The following is a 19730-nucleotide window of genomic DNA, read 5'->3' on the forward strand; positions in this document are numbered from 1 at the left end:
GCCTATTCCACATCCTCGTCGCCAAGACGTTGCTGAATTTCCTCTAGCATTTTCTCAGCCGCTAATGGGATGATTGTTCCCGGTCCAAATACAGCCGCAGCTCCATGCTCATATAAGAACTTATAGTCTTGCACCGGAATGACGCCTCCAACAACCACAACGATATCCTCGCGGCCAAGCCGATGCAGTTCTTCAACAAGCTGCGGCAGCAGCGTTTTATGTCCGCCGGCAAGCGAGCTCATGCCAACGCAGTGCACATCGTTTTCAACAGCTTGACGCGCGGCTTCCTCGGGCGTTTGAAATAGCGGCCCGATGTCTACATCAAAGCCAAGGTCAGCATAGGCAGTTGCAACGACCTTGGCCCCGCGGTCATGACCATCCTGCCCGAGCTTTACCATAAGAATGCGCGGTCTGCGTCCCTCATGCTCGGCAAATGCATCAATTTTCCTACGGACTCGTTCTATCTCATCCTGCTTTTCATACTCGGAACGATATATGCCGCTTACAGATTGAATGACCGCTTTATGACGACCAGCAACGCGTTCAATCGCATCAGAAATTTCTCCAAGTGTGGCACGGGCACGCGCCGCCTCGATTGATAAAGCAAGCAAATTTCCTTTTCCTGTTTCAGCTGCCTTTATAATGGCTTCGAGGGCAAGCTGCACACGCCGCTTGTCTCTTGAGCGTTTTAATTCCTCTAATCTTGCTGCTTGCTTCTTTCGTACAGCCGTATTATCAATATTTAAAATTTCAAGCGGCTGCTCATTCTCTAAACGATACTTATTCACGCCGATAATCGGCTCTTTGCCAGAATCAATATGCGCTTGCCGGCGCGCTGCCGCTTCTTCAATGCGAAGCTTTGGAATACCTTTTTCGATCGCCTTTGTCATACCGCCTAAGGCCTCGATTTCTTCAATATGCTCTAAGGCACGCTCCATGAGCTGCGCAGTGAGTGTTTCTACATAATACGAGCCGCCCCACGGGTCAATTACCGAACAAATTCCGGTTTCCTCCTGTAAATATAATTGCGTATTGCGGGCAATGCGTGCCGAGAAATCGGTCGGCAGTGCAATCGCTTCATCTAGAGCGTTCGTATGCAGGGACTGCGTATGCCCGAGAGCTGCAGCAAGCGCCTCAATGCACGTACGTGCGACATTATTAAATGGATCCTGCGCCGTTAAGCTCCAGCCCGATGTTTGCGAGTGCGTGCGCAATGCTAACGACTTGCTGTCCTTTGGATTAAATTGCTTCATCAGCTTTGCCCATAGCAAACGACCTGCACGCATTTTTGCGACTTCCATAAAGTAATTCATTCCAATCGCCCAAAAGAAGGATAAGCGCGGCGCAAACGAATCGACGGCAAGACCAGCCTTAAGACCCGTACGGACATATTCCACACCGTTTAAAAGTGTATACGCAAGCTCCAAATCAGCTGGTGCCCCCGCCTCCTGCAAATGATAGCCCGAAATACTAATGCTGTTGAATTTTGGCATATGCTTAGACGTGTACGAGAAAATATCAGCAATAATACGCATCGATGTTTCCGGCGGGTAAATATACGTATTACGTACCATATACTCCTTTAAAATATCATTTTGAATCGTCCCGGACAGCTGCTCCTGCCTCACGCCCTGCTCCTCAGCCGTAACGATGTAAAAAGCGAGCACTGGAAGCACCGCACCGTTCATCGTCATAGAAACGGACATTTGATCAAGCGGGATACCATCAAACAAAATTTTCATATCTAAAATAGAATCGATGGCTACGCCCGCTTTGCCGACATCACCAACAACGCGAGGGTGATTCGAATCATAGCCGCGGTGCGTTGCCAAATCAAAGGCAACCGATAATCCCTTTTGTCCTGCAGCCAGATTTCGTTTATAAAAGGCATTGCTTTCCTCTGCAGTGGAAAACCCCGCATATTGCCGAACGGTCCATGGGCGGTTGGTGTACATCAGCGCATACGGCCCGCGGTGATACGGAGCAAAACCCGGCTTAAAATCTAGATAATCGAAGCTTTGGACATCCTCCTTTGTATAGAACGTTTTTATATCAATTTTCTCATTGGATGTGTAGGCTACTGCCGCATCTCTTGCCTGCCAGTCTTCATTTGCAAATATACTGGCAAAGTCCATTTCGGTAAACTTCGGCATAGTCATACAATCACCTCCAGCTGATTTTGAAGCTCATATAGCAATGGAAGAACCTGCTCTGCTTCCTGTAAAAAACCGCTTGCCCCTTTTTCCAAGAGCAATTGCTTTTCCTCTTCCGCAAACTGCCCGATGACAAATATTTTCCCAGGATATCCGGCTTGCCTAACGGTTGCAAGCGCTTCCTTTACTGTTCTCTGATCCCCCTCTAGAAATAATGCAGCGTGGTCCGCTCGGGCCATCATAGCTATCTCCGCTGTTTTCCTCTCTGTTGAAACATGATATCCGCATGCCTCCAGCATTGCTTTAACAAGAGGAGACAGTCCTTGATCTTTCATCTCCTTCTCAATTTGTACGATTAACGCTTGCGGACGCATTCCTGTTCGTTCCTCATACTTTTCTGCTGCTTCACGCATTCTCTCAAACGGCTCTGCATCTCTCATAGCCCGAAGCGGGGCAATACCTTCCCCTGCTCCGGCAAACATTGCAGTCATTTCACCAATTGTCGCACCTAGAGAGCATGCGTGCACGAGCTCAGTGAGCGTTCGCTCATCGCGCAGCAGCAAATCCCGCCGCATATGCTCCTTCAAAAGCCGCTGCTCCTTGTATGTAATCATCTCGGATATGCGATACTGTACCTTTTCCACCCCTTGTCCGTGCTCTACGCTTTGTCTTGGCTCATCCTTTTTCACATAGACGTTCGTTCCAACAATTTTTTGCTCAAGCGCCGTAATGCTGCGATAACGCTGCTTCGCTGTCTCCGAAATCCTTGTTTGCAGCCAGCCTTGCTGTAAAGACGCACTCATGCCGCCCATTGCTTCGATTTCCTGAAACAGCCCCCAGGCTTTTTCAGCAAGCTGCTCAGTTAATGCCTCAATATAGTAAGAACCGCTCGCAGGATCCAACACCTTTAACAGGTGAGACTCGCCGCACAAAATGTGCTGAATATTCCTTGCCCAGCGTTCGCTGTTTTCCTCTGAGATGCTGTATGCTTCGTTGTATGTACTAACATGGAGAGTATCTGTACCGCCTACGATTGCAGAAAACGCCTCTGTTGTGGCGCGAAGGAGATTTACATGGTGGTCGTACAATGTTTTTGTACGTCTTGATGTGCGTGTATGAAGATAAACAGTAGTTTCCTTTGCTCCGAAGCTCTCCGCCGTCTTTTTCCAAAGCACACGAATAGCACGAAGCTTCGCAATTTCCATAAATAGCTGTGTTCCGACAGAAAAGCTAAAGGTTAGCTGGCGGCACATATCATCTGCCGTTACACCTCGTTTGACGCCTTCACGAACATATTGGACAGCAGTTGCAAGTGCTGCTGCCAATTCTTGAACAGCGTTTGCTCCGGCATTATGATACCCGTCTGTACGTACAAAAATCGTTCGAACATTCGGAAGATGCTGCTTCGTCCATCTCACTGTACCTGCCATTGCATCAAAGCTTTGTTCTAGTGTAAAAGGTATACTTCCTTCCTCAGCAAGACAGCCGAGCGGGTCAGCTCCAATCGTTCCCGAAAGCGCTGCGCCGGTTTGCTTGCTGTAAGCTGCTGCAATCGCAAGCATCGGTGCAGCCCAATAGCCTGTATAAAGGAGCAATGAATGCCTCTCTAATGGCACCCCTTGTAGAATATGTTCAAGATCGGATACACAATTGATCGGAATCCCTGCCTGCAGCACCTCATTTGGAAGGGCCATATCAGAATCCTTTCCTTGCCGCGTAGCTTTATCAAGCAGCAAATGTAAAACACTTTGCCCATGCACGATCGCCTGCAGCACCTTTTGATTTATCTCGGACGGACTATTCCCAACAATTTCCTGTGCAATCATATCCCTGTATACCGGAAATAAGCTTGCTGCTTGCGCGAGCCTTGCAGAGTTCGCATCCTCTTTTGTATACAATGGCTTTAATGTAATATTCTCATACGTATCAGTAAAAGTGCTGTCAAAGGGCTTTCCCTTTAAGTTTTTTTCGGCAAGCTGCTTCCATGCCTCATAGCTAACATTCTCAAACTCTTGGAACGTGCATTTCCCCATCCCTTCGCCCCCTTTGTCTGTCCTTACTCAGCCTAAATCAAAGAGATTAAATTTTCAAAACTATCTAACAATTAAAGTTTATTATAAAATAGGTATGGTAGTAAATAGAAATTGCTTCAAACTGTCGAGGTGTTAAAATAATGCAGAAACATTTCATAAATGTAGATATATACAAAAAACACCTTTAATTTAAAGTTACATTAAATTAAACAGTAAAGATGGTAAAGAACAATACTCTTTACCATCCTTTTTATCTATAAGAAGTAATAAACTATATAGTCACTTACGTTAATGATTGACCACACGAAAGACCTATTGTGGCAGACTACTGCCACAATAACTCTCTTTGCAAAACATAGCATGCAGCAAAAATAGACCTCTATCTTTGCTTACCTAGTAAACGAAGATAGAGGTCTTATTTTATAAGTGTTTAACCATCTTAATATATTTAAGGAGCCCCTTCTTTTTTACACTTTTTTACTCGATTTGTTATTTTTTTAGGTGATAAGGGATTGTAGCAATGACAATATCCTTTCTCCATAAGAGAACCGTGCGTAAAAGAAGTGCTGTTTGGTTATGAAGAAAGACATGCCACCATTTTTTCACAAAGAATTGTGGGATAAGAACCGTAATATATTTTCCTCTTTCGCTTTCCTCCAGTGCATCTATATACTGAAGCAGCGGCATGAGCAAGCTTCGATAAGGGGAATGAACAGCGACGAGGGGAATATCAAGTCCCATCTCTTGCCACTTTTTCTCTGCCCGTTCCTTTTGCTGTTCATCAAAGTACACAGTCAGTGCCACAACATCATTCGATATACTTTTTGCGTAGCCAATAGAGTTAATGGCTACACGGCTTACACTGGAAATCGGAATAATCACCTTAGAAGGAGAAACCTTCACCAATTGCTTTGGATCTTGTCCTTGAAGACTAAGTTGACTTGCCAAGTCAGAATAGTGCTGATGAACTTTATGAAATAAAAACACTATACATGGAATCGCCACTACTACCATCCAAGCGCCGGTTTGAAATTTGGCTACACCAGTTATGATCGTAACAATTCCAGTTATAATCATCCCAATCCCTACAACAAGGATTTTGGACCAAACCTTCTGTTGTGACTTTCGTTCTAAAAAGTATTTAATCAGTCCATATTGCGCAATCGTAAAAGACAAGAATACACCAACGGCATAAAGTGGTACGAGTGCATGGGTATCTCCTTGGAAAAAGATGATTAAAAGGATAGCCAAGACACTTAGAAAGAGAATACCATTGGAGAATACTAATCGATCTCCTCGTGTTGTCAAACTTCTTGGGAGATAGCCATCTTGTGCAATAATGGAAACAAGCTGCGGAAATCCAGCAAAAGCGGTATTGGCAGCTAGAAATAAAATGATCATGGTAAAGATTTGAACAAAGTAGTAGAAGAACCCCTTTCCAAAAACATGATCCGCAATTTGGGAGACAACTGTTTCATTTTCTTTTGGTGTAACACCAAATCCATTAGCTAAAAACGTAATCCCCAGGAACATGATTCCTAACAGAAATGACATCCAAAACATCGTAATGATCGCATTTTTAGAGCTAGGTTCACGGAAAGCAGGAACTCCGTTACTAATGGCCTCTACACCTGTTAATGCTGAACAGCCGGAGGCAAAAGCCCGTAATAGCAAAAAGCTTGTTCCCAGCGAAGAGAATAAGGAAAAGTGCTCTGCTTCATGCGGGACTGATAAATGATGCCAATCTCCCGTTTGCAGCTTCCAAATTCCAACTCCAATCATGATGAGGATTGACGCTACAAAGATGTATGTCGGAAACGCAAAAATACTGGCAGACTCTCGAATCCCTCTCAAGTTAATAATCATTAATACAATGACAAGTACCACTGCTAACTCGACACGATAGGGAAGTAAAGCAGGAAAAGCTGACAACAAAGCAGCCACTCCAGAACTAATACTTACCGCAACAGTTAATACATAGTCAATCATTAAAGCTGCACCAGCTGTCAGACTCGTATTTCGTCCTATATGCTCACGAGCTACAATGTAGGCTCCCCCGCCAGATGGAAAACTGTGAATCACCTGGCGATATGAAAGAGTAACAATTAATAGCAGCAATATGATAGCAAGCGCAATAGGAAGAGAATACATAAAGGCTTGCGTACCAATTAAGACTAAAACAAGTAAAATTTCTTCCGTAGCGTACGCGACAGAGGAGAGTGCATCAGATGAAAATACAGCTAATGCTTTCTTTTTTGTTAGCTTCGCTTCTGAAAGTTGTTTGGTAGGAACAGGAGCTCCTATCAACAACCTTTTCCAATAATTCATTTTGGAATCCTCCATTACCTTGTTGTTTATCCTTCTTAATTTAACTCGTACATGGCATTTTCTAAAAATAGAATATAAAATATGTGCTTTAGCAAAACTATTACAAGAGGGAAGCTCTAGAATATAAAGCTCCTCAAATGACGATTGCTGTCATAAGTTCTCACATGCCAATCATTGTTTTTGATTTTCCTTGATTACAACACCTGACCACTTTTTAAGATCGATTCTAGATATCATAAATCTAATGAATGCACTACCAGAATGACATTCGACTCTCTTCTTTTTTTAAAAAAAGTTATTTTTTTCCAATTGTTAAATGTAAAAAGGACACTGAGGTATCACCCAGTGTCCTTTAAAAAAGGCAACACAAAAGTAGACCTCCTCTCCAAACGCTTACGAGGTTAGCTGTCGGATTCGGGCCTAAAGAGTAGCCCTACCTTCAGTAAGAAGGATTCACCCCAAGTGACGATGCACATAATTTGGGTCCCCCGTTCCTTTACGGATTTAGCGATATAAGGTTGCTTTGCAGCGGTATAATTTGGTTTCTGTTTGTTACTATACTCTTCCTCATTTTTGTTGTAAAGAGGGGGGAGCATTAAAATAAAAAATTTACAATGTAAAAATTAAGAATTTGTATCTTTTCGTATAATTGAAAATAAAACAATGGATGATTCCTCCTTATAAATTTGGGAAAATATACATTTAGAAAAAGATTGAAAGGCACAAATAAAGATTATATGATATGTAATATAATCTTTCGTGTAAGAAAATCTAACGTAGTTATGTTAAAATTTATTTTCTTTTTATGTAAATGGAGGAATAAAGTATGCAAATGGGTGATTCGATCTTTGTATTTCTTGCAACAGTTATGGTTATGTTGATGACACCAGGTTTAGCTTTATTTTATAGTGGCATGGTGAGAAGTAAAAACGTTCTAAGTACAACTATGCACAGTTATGGCTCCGTTGCAATCGTTTCTATTTTATGGATTATAGTCGGATATTCTCTTTCATTTGCTCCAGGAGGGAATGCTTGGATTGGAGGCTTGGATTGGGTAGGGTTAAAAGGTGTTTCCTTTAAACCAAATCCTGATTATAGCGGAACGATTCCTCATAACCTATTTATGATGTTTCAAATGATGTTTGCGGTTTTAACTCCTGCTATTATGTCAGGTGCTCTCGCAGAACGCATGCGTTTTTCAGCTTTTATTTTGTTTACATCACTATGGACAGTCATCGTATATGCTCCTGTTGCTCATTGGGTATGGGGAGTAGGGGGGTGGTTACGTGAACTAGGTGCTCTTGACTTTGCAGGAGGAGCCGTTGTTCATATTTCATCTGGTGTCGCAGGTTTAGTATTGGCTATCGTATTAGGGAAACGAAAGAATGCAAACACAACAACTCCACATAACTTGCCGCTCACGGTACTAGGAGCAGGAATCCTTTGGTTTGGTTGGTTTGGCTTTAATGTTGGCAGTGCGTTATCGTTAAACGATGTAGCAATGATCGCATTTGTAAATACAAATACAGCCGCCGCAGCAGGTATCGTCGGTTGGGTTCTAGTTGAATGGCTCATCAATAAAAAACCAACTATGCTAGGTGCTGTATCGGGTGCATTAGCTGGTCTGGTTGCGATTACACCAGCTTGTGGATTTGTTACACCTTTTGCCTCTATTTTAATTGGTTTTATTGGCGGTGCTATCTGTTTCTGGGCTATTTTTTCGTTGAAGGCGAAGCTTGGCTATGATGACGCATTAGATGCATTTGGACTACATGGTATTGGTGGAACATGGGGCGCCATCGCAACAGGGTTATTTGCTACTACATCTGTCAACTCAGCTGGGGCAAACGGATTATTTTATGGTGATGCGAGCTTACTTTGGAAACAAATTATTGCAATTATTGCAACATATCTATTTGTTGCAGTCGTAACTTATATTATTATTAAAGGTGTAAGCATTTTTATGCCTATTCGTGTAAGTGATGAGGAAGAAGCGCTCGGACTTGATATTACACTGCACGGCGAAAAAGCGTATCACGAATAAATTTTAGGAAAAGGGTGATTGTATGAGTGATAAGTTAACAAAAATTGAAATTATTACACGCCCTATCAAATTCGATGAATTAAAACAAGAATTAGCAAAAATTGGTGTTAGTGGTTTAACTGTTTCAAATGTGCTCGGATGTGGTTTGCAAAAGGGTTTTACGGAATTATATCGTGGTGTCAAACGTGAAGTGGATATGCATGAACGCATTAAACTTGAAATTGTCGTTTGTAAAGTACCTGTCCAATCAGTCATTGATACTGCTCGCCGAGTATTAAAGACGGGACAACCTGGAGATGGGAAAATCTTTGTGTATGAAATTGCGAATGCAATCAAAATCCGGACGGGTGAAGAAGGGTGCGATGCATTGCAAAACGAGAAATAAGATGAACATAGCCAAATAAAAAAGAGCTTGTATCAATAATTACTTAGTAATTGTCGATACAAGCTTTTGATTTCAATGTTTATTTAGGGTTATACATAAATTAAAGGTGGGTTTTTCATATTATAGGTTGTACCTTTTTTGATTACTCGTTCTTCTTTCCTAGCAAGGCATATGCTTCAACCATTCGTTTATGAGAGCCGATCATGTCATCCGGCAGCTCGTTGATGGCGAAGAATTGCAGTGCATATGCCTCATTCTGATTCACCGTAAGCTCTCCTTCATAGTCATGCGTATAATATGCTGCCGTTACAGTTTGAAATTCATCTCCATTAGCCAGCTTCACAAAATAATTTGGCCCTGAGTAGACATTCATGAGCTGCAGCTGTTTCACCTGTATACCCGTTTCCTCTAGCACCTCACGCCGAGCTGTATCCTCGGGGGATTCTCCAAGCTCCATTAACCCTCCCGGAAGACCCCACCTGCCGCGCGGCTCTGTACGCTGCTGCAGCAGAACGCGCCCTTTATCGTCGAGCAAAAGCACAACTGCACCAAAAAGGATGAGCGGCCTATGTCCGACAAGCTTTCGTAATTCTTCTACATATCCCATATTCGCAAGCCTTTCTTTTTTGTTTTTTCACTTCATTCTTTTAGCTTACTATAACTCTTCCCTTTTTGACCGCCAATTTTTTTCTTCTCTTCAATGAAAATATTTCATATACATATGGCAAAGGGAGGGATAGATTCATGGCGTATATGTATTCAAAGGGCTGGTATATTCAGCAATTAAAAGCGGTTGGGATTTCAAAGCATGAGCAGCGGAAGCTTGAATTGTATAAAACGCATGTTATCGCCAATTTATATCGCATCCATGTAGAGGGGAAAGAAAAACAGCAATAAGAAACGCTTGCCAAACAGGGCAAGCGTTTTTTTATATTTTGACAAGGTGTAAATTTCCAGGTGAAAGCTGATTCGGCGCAGCATGGAATTTTAGGAATAAAGTATAAGTGCAGCTGCGCCTCTGTCTTCATCCAAGGGCTCGCCAATCGGCGGTTTTTCTTTATTGCAAAATACGCAAATATACCCAAAGCCAAACAACATTGGATGTCCATAGGCAGGAAAAGCAAGTGAGAAGGAACGCGTGGTGTAAGCGTTTTCTATAAGAGTAGGCAACAGAAAAGGAAAAGAAGAGGAACAAAGCAAAGCCAAGATAGCTGAGTATCTTTTCATAGGTCAAAGAAGCATTCAACTCTAAATGAAGGGCTATAAAAATGACTTTGTATAGTGCGTATACAATAGCTGTCAGGATATAGAATACGATGATTTTCCAAATTTTCACATATATTCCTCCTAAAAGGAGATATATCCCCTCAAATTAACCATGTCTGAATGAAGCATATAATTATTCTTTTCAACTAATATCTTCCATTTACCTTCTTAAGTTTCCTATTTTTTATAACCCAAAATATTACATAATTCCCAAAATATAAGTTTCTCTGCTAATCTCTCCATTACGTTAACAATTATCATGAAAGCAGTGCCCTAAAAGCAGGATTAATGCTGTACAATGCGAGGTCATGGATTCCCATAAACAAAAGAAGGATGATCTAACACACACATCAGTGTATGTTTGGATCATCCTCCTCGTTTCCCATTCTTGCAGCCGTTAGTAAATCGGCGTATGTTCTTCTGATGTATTCTCCAAAATTTCCTTCACACGCGCTAAAAATTTCCCGCAAATCAAGCCGTCCAGCACACGGTGATCAAGAGACAGACAAAGATTGACCATATCGCGAATAGCTAACATGCTGCCATCTATCACCACGGGACGCTTCACAATCGTCTCGACCTGTAAGATTGCCGCCTGCGGGTAATTAATAATGCCCATCGACTGAACGGACCCGAACGAGCCTGTGTTGTTGACCGTAAACGTCCCGCCCTGCATATCATCCGGTTTTAAGGTTTTGGTTCGTACCTTACGCGCAAGCTCAGAAATATCGCGTGCGATGCCCTTAATTGTTTTTTCATCCGCATGCTTAACCACAGGAACAAACAGCTCGTTTTCTGTAGCAACGGCAATGGAGACATGAACATCCTTTTTCTGAATAATCGTATCTCCCGCCCACATGGAATTCACCTGTGGAAATTCCTTTAAGGCTTGTGCGACTGCTTTTACAAAAAACGCAAAGTACGTTAAGTTGAAGCCTTCACGTTCCTTGAATTCATCCTTAATGCGATCGCGGTAAGCAACGAGATTCGTTACATCCACCTCGACCATCATCCAAGCATGAGGGATTTCATGCTTGCTGCGCAGCATATTCGCAGCAATTGTCTTGCGCACGCCGGATACAGGGATAATGGCATCCCCCTTCATGGCCGGCATAACCACTGCGCGAGGCAGCACCTTCGTTTCAGCCTCTTTCGGTCTCGGCTCTTCCTTCAGCTCTTGCTGTGCAGCAGGAGCCGGCGTTTCTGTCGACACTTCTGGCAGTGCTTCTGGGAGTGCTGCCTGCGGTGTTGGGATACTGCCAAGCTCTACCAGCTTGAGCAAATCTTTTCGCGTAATCCGGCCGTTTAGTCCCGTACCATGCACCTGCTGCAAATCGATTCCATGCTCCTCTGCAATCCTTAAGACAGCTGGGGAGTAACGCACCTTCTGAGCAGGCGCTTTTGTATCCATGCTTGCCTGAATCCCTTCCTCGGCTCCGCCTAATTGAATGTCTGCTTCCTTCTTCTCTACCTCTATCGTACAAATCACTTCTCCAACTAGAAGCGTATCCCCTTCATCTGCAACCAATTCTTGAATTACACCTTCAAAGGAAGACGGAATTTCGGCATTTACTTTATCTGTCATAACCTCAGCAAGCGGGTCGTACTTCTTCACATAGTCTCCTGCGGATACAAGCCATTTGCTAATTGTACCTTCCGTTACGCTTTCACCGAGCTGGGGCATTATAATTTTTTCAAGAGTCATTGCTGTTCCTCCCCCGATTAAAATTCTGCAAGCTCGCGCATCGCTTTTTCAATTTTGTCCGGGTTTACCATAAAGAACTTCTCCATCGTCGGTGCATACGGCATTGCTGGTACGTCCGGCCCTGCTAGACGCTTAATCGGCGCATCCAGCTCAAATAAGCAATGTTCTGCAATGATTGCTGCTACCTCGCTCATTACACTTCCTTCTTTATTATCCTCTGTCACAAGAAGCACCTTTCCCGTTTTGGATGCAGCTTCAATAATCGCTTCTTGATCAAGCGGGTACACCGTACGCAAATCAAGAATATGAGCGCTGATTCCATCCTGCGCCAATTTCTCGGCCGCCTGCAGCGCAAAATGCACGCATAAGCCGTATGTGATAACTGTAATATCCTCACCCTCGCGCTTCACGTCCGCTTTGCCGATCGGCAGTACGTAATCTGTATCCGGCACCTCCCCTTTTATAAGGCGGTAGGCGCGCTTATGTTCAAAAAACAGCACAGGATCCGCGTCGCGAATCGCTGCTTTTAATAAGCCCTTTGCATCATACGGAGTCGAAGGAATCACAATTTTCAAACCCGGCTGATTAGCAAAAACCGCTTCTACAGATTGCGAGTGGTAGAGCGCACCATGCACGCCTCCTCCAAACGGAGCGCGGATCGTTACCGGACAAGTCCAGTCATTGTTAGAACGATAGCGAATTTTTGCCGCCTCGGAAATAATTTGGTTTACAGCCGGCATGATAAAGTCAGCAAACTGCATTTCCGCAACAGGACGCATGCCATACATGGCCGCACCGATTGCTACGCCGGCGATGGCCGATTCCGCAAGCGGCGTATCCATGACGCGATCCTCGCCAAAGGCGTCATATAAGCCTTGCGTTGCTTTAAATACGCCTCCTTTTCGTCCTACGTCCTCTCCTAGCACAAATACGCGTCTATCTCGTTCCATTTCCTCGCGCATCGCCATTGTAATGGCATCAATAAAAGACATTACCGCCATAAGATGTTCCTCCTTATTCCCCGTATACGTATCGCAGCGCAGCTTCAGGATCTGCGTAAGGAGCTTGCTCTGCATACTCTGTCGCTTCGTTTATAATCGTCGTAATTTCATCTAACAGCTGCTGTTCTTTTTCATCTGTCAGTATGCCGGCTTCCCTTAAATAGAGGGCAAAGGTGTGGATTGGATCTTTTTTCTTTGCCTCCTCCACTTCCTCTTTCGTCCGGTACGCACGGTCATCATCATCGCTTGAGTGCGCCGTTAAACGATAGGAGACAGCTTCAATTAAGGTTGGCCCTTCTCCTCTGCGCGCACGATCTGCCGCTTCCTTTACGACTCGGTAAACCTCAAGCGGATCATTTCCGTCCACTGTATAACCCGGCATACCGTATCCAATTGCACGATCTGATACGTTTTTGCAGCCTAATTGCTTTTCAACTGGTACGGAAATCGCGTATTTATTATTTTCGCACATAAAAATAACAGGAAGCTTATGAACGCCGGCAAAGTTCGCTCCTTCGTGAAAATCTCCTTGATTCGAAGAGCCTTCCCCGAACGTTACAAAAGTGACTAAATCCTTTCCGTCTAATCGTCCGGCAAGCGCAATGCCAACTGCATGAGGCACCTGCGTTGTTACCGGAGAAGATCCGGTAACGATGCGATTTTTCTTTTGTCCAAAGTGGCCTGGCATTTGCCGGCCGCCAGAGTTTGGATCCTCCGCCTTCGCAAACGCAGAAAGCATTAGTTCCTTTGCCGTCATTCCAAATGTTAGCACAACGCCCATATCACGGTAATACGGCAAGATATAGTCCTTATCCCGGTCAAGTGCAAACGCCGCTCCAACCTGTGCTGCTTCCTGTCCTTGACACGAAACAACAAATGGAATTTTCCCAGCGCGGTTTAATAACCACATCCGTTCGTCGATTTTGCGTGCCAGCAGCATCGTTCGATACATATCTAATACCGTTTCATTCGTTAAGCCAAGCTCTTCGTGACGCAATGTATTTTGAATCATCAATTTCCCCTCCCAAATTACGAATGCAGCGCTTTTCCATCCACTGCCAAGGCGGCTTCCCCGATTGCTTCGGATAAGGATGGATGCGGGTGAATCGTTTTTCCGATTTCCCACGGTGTCGCGTCAAGTACACGCGCCAAGCCTGCTTCAGAAATCATGTCTGTTACGTGCGGGCCAATCATATGAATGCCGAGTATATCATTTGTTATCTTATCAGCAATGATTTTTACAAATCCGTCAGTTTCCCCGTAGACGAGTGCCTTGCCAATGGCGCGAAATGGAAATTTCCCAATCTTCAACTGACAGCCTCGTTCCTTTGCTTCCTGCTCTGTATAGCCTACGGACGCGACTTCGGGACTGCTGTATACACACCTTGAAACGTACGAATAATCAATCGGAAGCGGCTTTTGCCCGGCAATATGCTCCACTGCGATTATTCCTTCATGCGAGGCCGCATGCGCCAGCTGCAAGCCGCCAATTACATCGCCGATTGCATATATATGTGACTCCTTTGTTTGATAATATCCATTCGTTTGAATATAACCGTTTTCTATCACGATATCTGTATTTTCTAAGCCAAAGCCTTCAATATTCGCTTGTCTCCCAACAGACACAAGCATAGTTTCAGCAGTAAACTCTGCTCGCCCACCTTGGTGCTCCGCTTGAATTTTCACACCGTTTTCCTTCACAAGCGTCTCCGGCAATACCTTCGCACCGGTTACAACGCGGATGTCTTTTTTCTTTAAAAGACGTTCCATTTCCTTTGAAATGTCCGCATCCTCAGATGGTAATATACGATTGGCATATTCAAGCACCGTAACCTCTGCGCCAAAATCAGACAGCATCGATGCCCATTCAATACCAATCACACCGCCGCCTACAATGATAATCGATTTCGGTACCTTCTGCATTTGCAAGGCATGATCAGAAGACATGACGTATACACCGTCTAATTCTAAGCCAGGAAGTGATTTTGGCCTAGATCCTGTTGCGATTATTACGTTTTTCGGAAGAAGCATTTCATTTTCTCCCCCGCTCTTCATCTCAACAGAAATCGTCCCTGGCATCGGCGAAAAGATAGAAGGCCCTAAAATACGGCCGTATCCCTCATATACATCAATTTTCCCTTGCTTCATCAAATGCTGTACGCCTCGGTACAGCTGATTCACAACGCTGTCCACACGCGTTCGCACCTTTGAAAAGTCAAGCGCCACATCACTCGTGATTATGCCAAACTCCTCACTTTTTTTCGTTGTCCTATATACTTCCGCACTGCGCAGCAGCACCTTGCTTGGAATGCATCCCGCGTGCAGGCAAGTGCCGCCAAGCTTTCCTTTTTCCACAAGCGCTGTTTTCAATCCCAGCTGCGAAGCGCGGATTGCAGCGACATAGCCGCCTGTGCCGCCGCCAATGATGACTAAATCATATTCTGTTGCCATGTTCTTCAGCCCCTGCCTACCATTTCTCTTACAATATACTCTTTTGCACTTTCCTCTTTGAGAAGAACACAAAGCGCTCCCTCAGTCACGTAATGACATCGGCACTCCGGGAGACGCTCTTGTATTTCCCTGATGAGACATTTACTGTATGCCAATCCGCCTGTTAAAATAATAGCATCTATATTTCCTATTAGCACGGCGCTTGCCGCGCCAATTTCCGATATGCCATGGCGCGGTATACAAGCTCAGCCTCCCTCAATGGCCGCAGCAACCCGTCTCAGCCGAAAATAGCGCGGAGCTTTGAGGTATTGCTGCCATAGGAATGGAGAACTGCTAAAATCGCCTCATTCTGAAACTCGTGCTGATCGATAGTACACAGATATATTCCGAGCTTATCCTCGCTGTGTCAAATCGTTTCTTCTAGAATAGATCGTTCATTGTCAAAGACTCTTATTTTTGTAGATGTACTTCCCGGATCGATGATACGGATGTGAAATCTATGCAAAGATGCTTCCTTCATAACCATTACGCGAAAAACAAAAGATTTCCTTCCACTCTCTCCTTTAAATTAACGACGGCTTAAAATATGATGGCCGTTTTGTAAGAATGTGCTTCTTGCATGCTTCATAAGCTCAATACGCTCCTCCGCCAAGCGGTCTGCCGCCAGGTATGTCGGAATGCCGTCTCGCTTTGAAATTTCAATAACCTTCTCGATATTTTCATACACTGCTTCAACCTTTTTAAGGGCCCGCTCTCTATTATAACCGTATAGTTCATCCGCGACATTAATCACACCGCCCGCGTTGATCACATAATCAGGCGCATAGATGATACCTATGTTGTGCAATACATCTCCGTGACGGTTTTCCTTCAACTGATTGTTGGCTGCTCCTGCAATGACCTTCGCTTTCAGCTGAGGAATCGTATGATCATTTACAGTTGCACCGAGCGCGCACGGCGCATAAATATCGCACTGTACACTGTAAATCTCTTGCGGGTCAACAGCTTTTGCCCCAAATTCTTCTACAGCGCGCTGGACCGACTCTTTATGGATATCGGTCACAATAAGCTTGGCTCCTTCTTCATACAAGTGCTTGCATAGATTGTAGGCTACATTTCCAACACCTTGCACAGCAATTATTTTTCCTTCTAAGCTATCTGTACCAAACGCTTCCTTTGCCGCTGCCTTCATCCCGCGATATACACCAAATGCTGTCACTGGAGAAGGATTACCCGAGGAACCAAACGAAGGGGAAATACCTGTTACATAGTCTGTTTCTTCATGAATAATGTCCATATCCGCTACTGTTGTGCCAACATCCTCAGCCGTAATGTAACGTCCGTTCAAGCCTTGAACAAAGCGGCCAAACGCTCGAAACAGCGCCTCGCTTTTATCCCTTCGCGGGTCGCCGATAATTACGGCTTTGCCGCCTCCCAAATTCAGGCCTGCCGCAGCATTTTTATATGTCATGCCTTTTGCGAGGCGAAGAACATCTTCAATCGCTGCTTCCTCAGAATCATACGTCCACATCCGTGTTCCGCCAAGAGCCGGACCAAGCGTTGTATCATGAATACAAATAATGGCCTTTAAACCAGAGACCCGATCTTGACAAAATAACAATTGTTCATAATCATACTTCTCCATGTACTGGAAAATTTCCACCTTTTGTTCCCCCTTGTATGTCTACCCATGATGATAAAACAGCCATCGCTGCTAAAGCTGACGAATAAAGTTTGGTTTTCACCGTATCCGAACGCGACACTACAACAATTGGGGTATTTGAGCCTGCAACCATCGCACTGATCCGTGCATATGCGAAATAAACAAGTCATTTGTATGAGAGATTACCTGCTTCCATGTTCGGAACGAGTAAACTATATGCATCTCCCGCAGCATCTACAGTTCTTTTTCCTGCTGCGGAATTTTTTTGATAAGCATATCTAAATCTGTTTCCAGCCTTCCTTATTTTACCCTCGCTCTTTTAGCAAGCAAATACTATTCCATTTTTGTGTAAAATAAGAAAAGCGGACACGGTCCGCCCTGGACCACGGGAGCTGGACAGCGTCCCTGCAAAAAGGTATGCTTTCTGATCTTCTAAAAAATAACCTCCTTTATAAACCGAGGGAAATCTATTGAAAGACAATGCGAATCATTCTAAAAGCTGCAGAAAAACTATGCAAAAACCTACATGCTATGCAAATTATTGCGTGCTATTTTTTGCATGCTCATATTTATCAAGCTTATAATACAGGTTTCGGAGGGAGATGCCCAATGCTTTTGCTGTTTTTGTTTTATTGCCCCCAAACCTGTCTAAGTACTCAGTAATAATTCGCCCTTCAAATTCCGCAACCAGCTTCTCAAGCGAGGCTGTCTCTACAGATGCTTCTGAAGCTTTCTTTACTGTTTCCACTTCTTTTTCAGAAAGAAGCGATGGTAAATGCGAGATATCGATGTACATCTCATTATAATTCATAAAAATAATAGCTCTTCCTAAAATATTTTCGAGCTCACGGACGTTTCCCGGCCAATCGTACATTTGTAAACGTTGTATTGCCGATTTGGTTAATCCTTCTACATTTCGTCCATAATCTTGGTTAATTTTCTGAATAAGCCGTTCGGCAATCGCGGGAATATCCCCCTTGCGCTGCCGCAGCGGCGGGATATAAATCGGAATTTTATTAACTCGATAATATAAATCCTCTCGAAATTTCCCTTCTAAAATCGCCCTCTCTAAATTCACATTCGTCGCTGCAATCACGCGCACATTTACCGAGATTGGCATCGTGCCGCCGACGCGGACAATTTCCTTTTCCTGCAGGACGCGAAGCAGCTTTGCTTGCGTGCTCGCTGATAGCTCGCCAATTTCATCAAGAAAAATACTTCCATTGTTCGCCTCTTCAAACAATCCTCGTTTTCCGCCGCGCTTTGCTCCAGAAAAGGCCCCCTCTTCATAGCCAAACAATTCACTTTCGAGAAGAGATTCCGAAAGTGAGGCGCAGTTGACGCGAATAAATTTATTGTACTTGCGGTTGCTGCCATTATGAATAGCATGCGCGAACAATTCCTTGCCCGTACCAGATTCTCCGCGCAGCAAAACAGTGGCCGGCGTATTTGCCCCGAGTTTCGCCTGCTCAATGGCAAGAGAAATTCCCTCCGAGGAGCCGATAATATCTTCAAATGAATATTTCGCCTCCAGTGTACGGATAATTTGACGGGCAAGCTGCAGTTCTCCGGTTAGCTTTTGAATTTCCGAAACATCGCGTATCACGCCAACGCTTCCCTTTAAAATACCGTCTACAATGACAGGTGCAACATTAACGATTACATCGCGCTTTTTATGTCCGACCTTCATCTGAATGCCGCGGACGGGACGGCGCGTTTGCAGCACCTTCATATGCATGCTCTCTCCTTCAGCGATATCGGCGGTGGCCGGCTTTCCAATCACATCCTCCCGCTCTAGGCCTGTCAGTCTTGTGTAAGCGGGGTTAATCATGATACCGCGCCCCTTTTCATCCACAACGGAAATTGCCTCCTCTGAAGAATGGATAATCGCCTCCAGCAGCATTTGGATTTCTTTTAAATTCGTTACCTCTTCCGCTAAGCTTACAACTTCTGTAATGTCTTTAAAAACAGCGAATGCTCCTGTTATATCTCCATCCTCACCTATAATAGGAATACGCGTCGTAATAATTTTGGTGCCATTTTCAAGCTCAAGCTCCTGGTGAACCTCAATGACTCCAGTACGGAGTACACGGGGAAGCTTGCTCCCCGCAATCACTTCTACTATGTATTTTCCGATGACCTCATCCATTTTATAGCCAGTCATCTTTTCTGCACTTTTGTTAAATAACGTAATACACCCAGTCCGATCCACAACAATCATACCATCATGAGCGGAGTTGAAAATTAAATCCCTCTGCTTGGATTGTTCCTTAAGCTGTACAATAAGCAAATCCTTTTCCTGCACAAGCCCGGCAATCAGCTTTGCAGCCGCACCAGGGACGATAATAGCATGCTCCCCTCTCTCTTGTAAAAGAGCTTGATACATGTCTTGCCGCCCTGTTGTATCAAAAATAACATGCACCTCTGTTTGTCCAACCGTTCTCCAATCGGTTTCCGTTCGAATGCCAAATTGTTTTGCCAGCACCATTCCCGGTGCTGCTTCGTTACAGTCAACCATTACCTTGACATCAAGAACATTCGATTGCTTCAGCAAACGTAAAATGGCACTCCCGCCTTTTCCTGCCCCGATAATCATGACCTTTCGCTTCACATTTGTCATCTCCCCGGACAAATCATGCAAGATTTTTCATACACTTATCATACTTACTTTAATACTTCTTGACAAATAAATACAAGCTGT

13 protein-coding genes, 4 pseudogenes and 1 riboswitch are annotated in these 19730 nt (G+C 44.2%); of the genes and pseudogenes, 3 read left to right on the top strand and 14 right to left on the bottom strand.

Annotation, left to right across the window (positions count from 1 at the left end; all coding sequences use genetic code 11):
- Positions 1-2: 2 nt before the first annotated feature.
- The 3 genes from scpA to AC6HZ4_RS20490 all read right to left on the bottom strand — a co-directional run bounded on the left by scpA (position 3) and on the right by AC6HZ4_RS20490 (position 6514).
- Complete coding sequence (gene scpA, locus AC6HZ4_RS20480) at positions 3-2159, bottom strand: methylmalonyl-CoA mutase (protein WP_497491550.1); 2157 nt, start codon at positions 2157-2159, stop codon at positions 3-5.
- Entirely contained in the window at positions 2156-4186 is a 2031-nt protein-coding gene (locus AC6HZ4_RS20485) for a methylmalonyl-CoA mutase subunit beta (protein WP_497491551.1), read from the bottom strand. The genes scpA and AC6HZ4_RS20485 overlap by 4 nt, the downstream gene beginning before the upstream one ends.
- Before the next feature lie 489 nt (positions 4187-4675).
- Positions 4676-6514: an APC family permease gene (locus AC6HZ4_RS20490; RefSeq protein WP_497491553.1), complete on the bottom strand. Its 1839-nt coding sequence runs from the start codon at positions 6512-6514 to the stop codon at positions 4676-4678.
- A gap of 376 nt (positions 6515-6890) precedes the next feature.
- A riboswitch (cyclic di-AMP (ydaO/yuaA leader) is annotated at positions 6891-7034 on the bottom strand.
- 306 nt (positions 7035-7340) lie between these two features.
- On the opposite strand from AC6HZ4_RS20490, the gene AC6HZ4_RS20495 reads away from it, so the two are divergent.
- Together AC6HZ4_RS20495 and AC6HZ4_RS20500 are read left to right on the top strand one after the other, a co-directional pair.
- Complete coding sequence (locus tag AC6HZ4_RS20495) at positions 7341-8558, top strand: ammonium transporter (RefSeq protein ID WP_497491554.1); 1218 nt, start codon at positions 7341-7343, stop codon at positions 8556-8558.
- A 22-nt stretch (positions 8559-8580) separates the two neighbouring features.
- Positions 8581-8943, top strand: coding sequence for a P-II family nitrogen regulator (locus AC6HZ4_RS20500; RefSeq protein WP_497491555.1), 363 nt, complete (start codon positions 8581-8583; stop codon positions 8941-8943).
- A gap of 142 nt (positions 8944-9085) precedes the next feature.
- On the opposite strand, the gene AC6HZ4_RS20505 is transcribed toward AC6HZ4_RS20500, so the two are convergent.
- On the bottom strand, positions 9086-9550 hold the full coding sequence (locus tag AC6HZ4_RS20505; RefSeq protein ID WP_497491556.1) for an NUDIX hydrolase: 465 nt from the start codon (positions 9548-9550) through the stop codon (positions 9086-9088).
- Between the two features lie 137 nt (positions 9551-9687).
- Between AC6HZ4_RS20505 and AC6HZ4_RS20510 the strand changes: the two genes are divergently transcribed.
- Entirely contained in the window at positions 9688-9840 is a 153-nt protein-coding gene (locus AC6HZ4_RS20510; RefSeq protein ID WP_497491557.1) for a YflJ family protein, read from the top strand.
- A 160-nt stretch (positions 9841-10000) separates the two neighbouring features.
- Here the strand turns inward: AC6HZ4_RS20510 and AC6HZ4_RS20515 are convergent, their stop codons facing one another.
- From AC6HZ4_RS20515 to AC6HZ4_RS20560, 10 genes and pseudogenes are all read right to left on the bottom strand, one after another.
- Complete coding sequence (locus tag AC6HZ4_RS20515) at positions 10001-10279, bottom strand: hypothetical protein (protein WP_497491558.1); 279 nt, start codon at positions 10277-10279, stop codon at positions 10001-10003.
- Positions 10280-10606: 327 nt separating this feature from the next.
- A pseudogene (locus AC6HZ4_RS20520) lies at positions 10607-11590 on the bottom strand (dihydrolipoamide acetyltransferase family protein); the annotation flags it as partial.
- A gap of 153 nt (positions 11591-11743) precedes the next feature.
- Positions 11744-11914 (bottom strand): annotated as a pseudogene (locus AC6HZ4_RS20525) (biotin/lipoyl-containing protein); the annotation flags it as partial.
- A gap of 17 nt (positions 11915-11931) precedes the next feature.
- Complete coding sequence (locus AC6HZ4_RS20530) at positions 11932-12915, bottom strand: alpha-ketoacid dehydrogenase subunit beta (protein ID WP_497491559.1); 984 nt, start codon at positions 12913-12915, stop codon at positions 11932-11934.
- A gap of 13 nt (positions 12916-12928) precedes the next feature.
- A complete protein-coding gene (locus AC6HZ4_RS20535; RefSeq protein WP_497491560.1) occupies positions 12929-13927 on the bottom strand; it encodes a thiamine pyrophosphate-dependent dehydrogenase E1 component subunit alpha in 999 nt (332 codons plus the stop codon).
- A gap of 17 nt (positions 13928-13944) precedes the next feature.
- Positions 13945-15366: a dihydrolipoyl dehydrogenase gene (lpdA, locus tag AC6HZ4_RS20540; RefSeq protein WP_497491561.1), complete on the bottom strand. Its 1422-nt coding sequence runs from the start codon at positions 15364-15366 to the stop codon at positions 13945-13947.
- 5 nt (positions 15367-15371) lie between these two features.
- Positions 15372-15619, bottom strand: a pseudogene (locus tag AC6HZ4_RS20545) (butyrate kinase); the annotation flags it as partial.
- A 27-nt stretch (positions 15620-15646) separates the two neighbouring features.
- A pseudogene (locus tag AC6HZ4_RS20550) lies at positions 15647-15886 on the bottom strand (Butyrate kinase); the annotation flags it as partial.
- 48 nt (positions 15887-15934) lie between these two features.
- Entirely contained in the window at positions 15935-17011 is a 1077-nt protein-coding gene (bcd, locus tag AC6HZ4_RS20555) for a branched-chain amino acid dehydrogenase (protein WP_497495790.1), read from the bottom strand.
- Between the two features lie 556 nt (positions 17012-17567).
- Positions 17568-19640: a sigma 54-interacting transcriptional regulator gene (locus AC6HZ4_RS20560; protein WP_497491562.1), complete on the bottom strand. Its 2073-nt coding sequence runs from the start codon at positions 19638-19640 to the stop codon at positions 17568-17570.
- Positions 19641-19730: the final 90 nt, after the last annotated feature.

The organism is Ectobacillus sp. OTK (genome assembly GCF_059698935.1).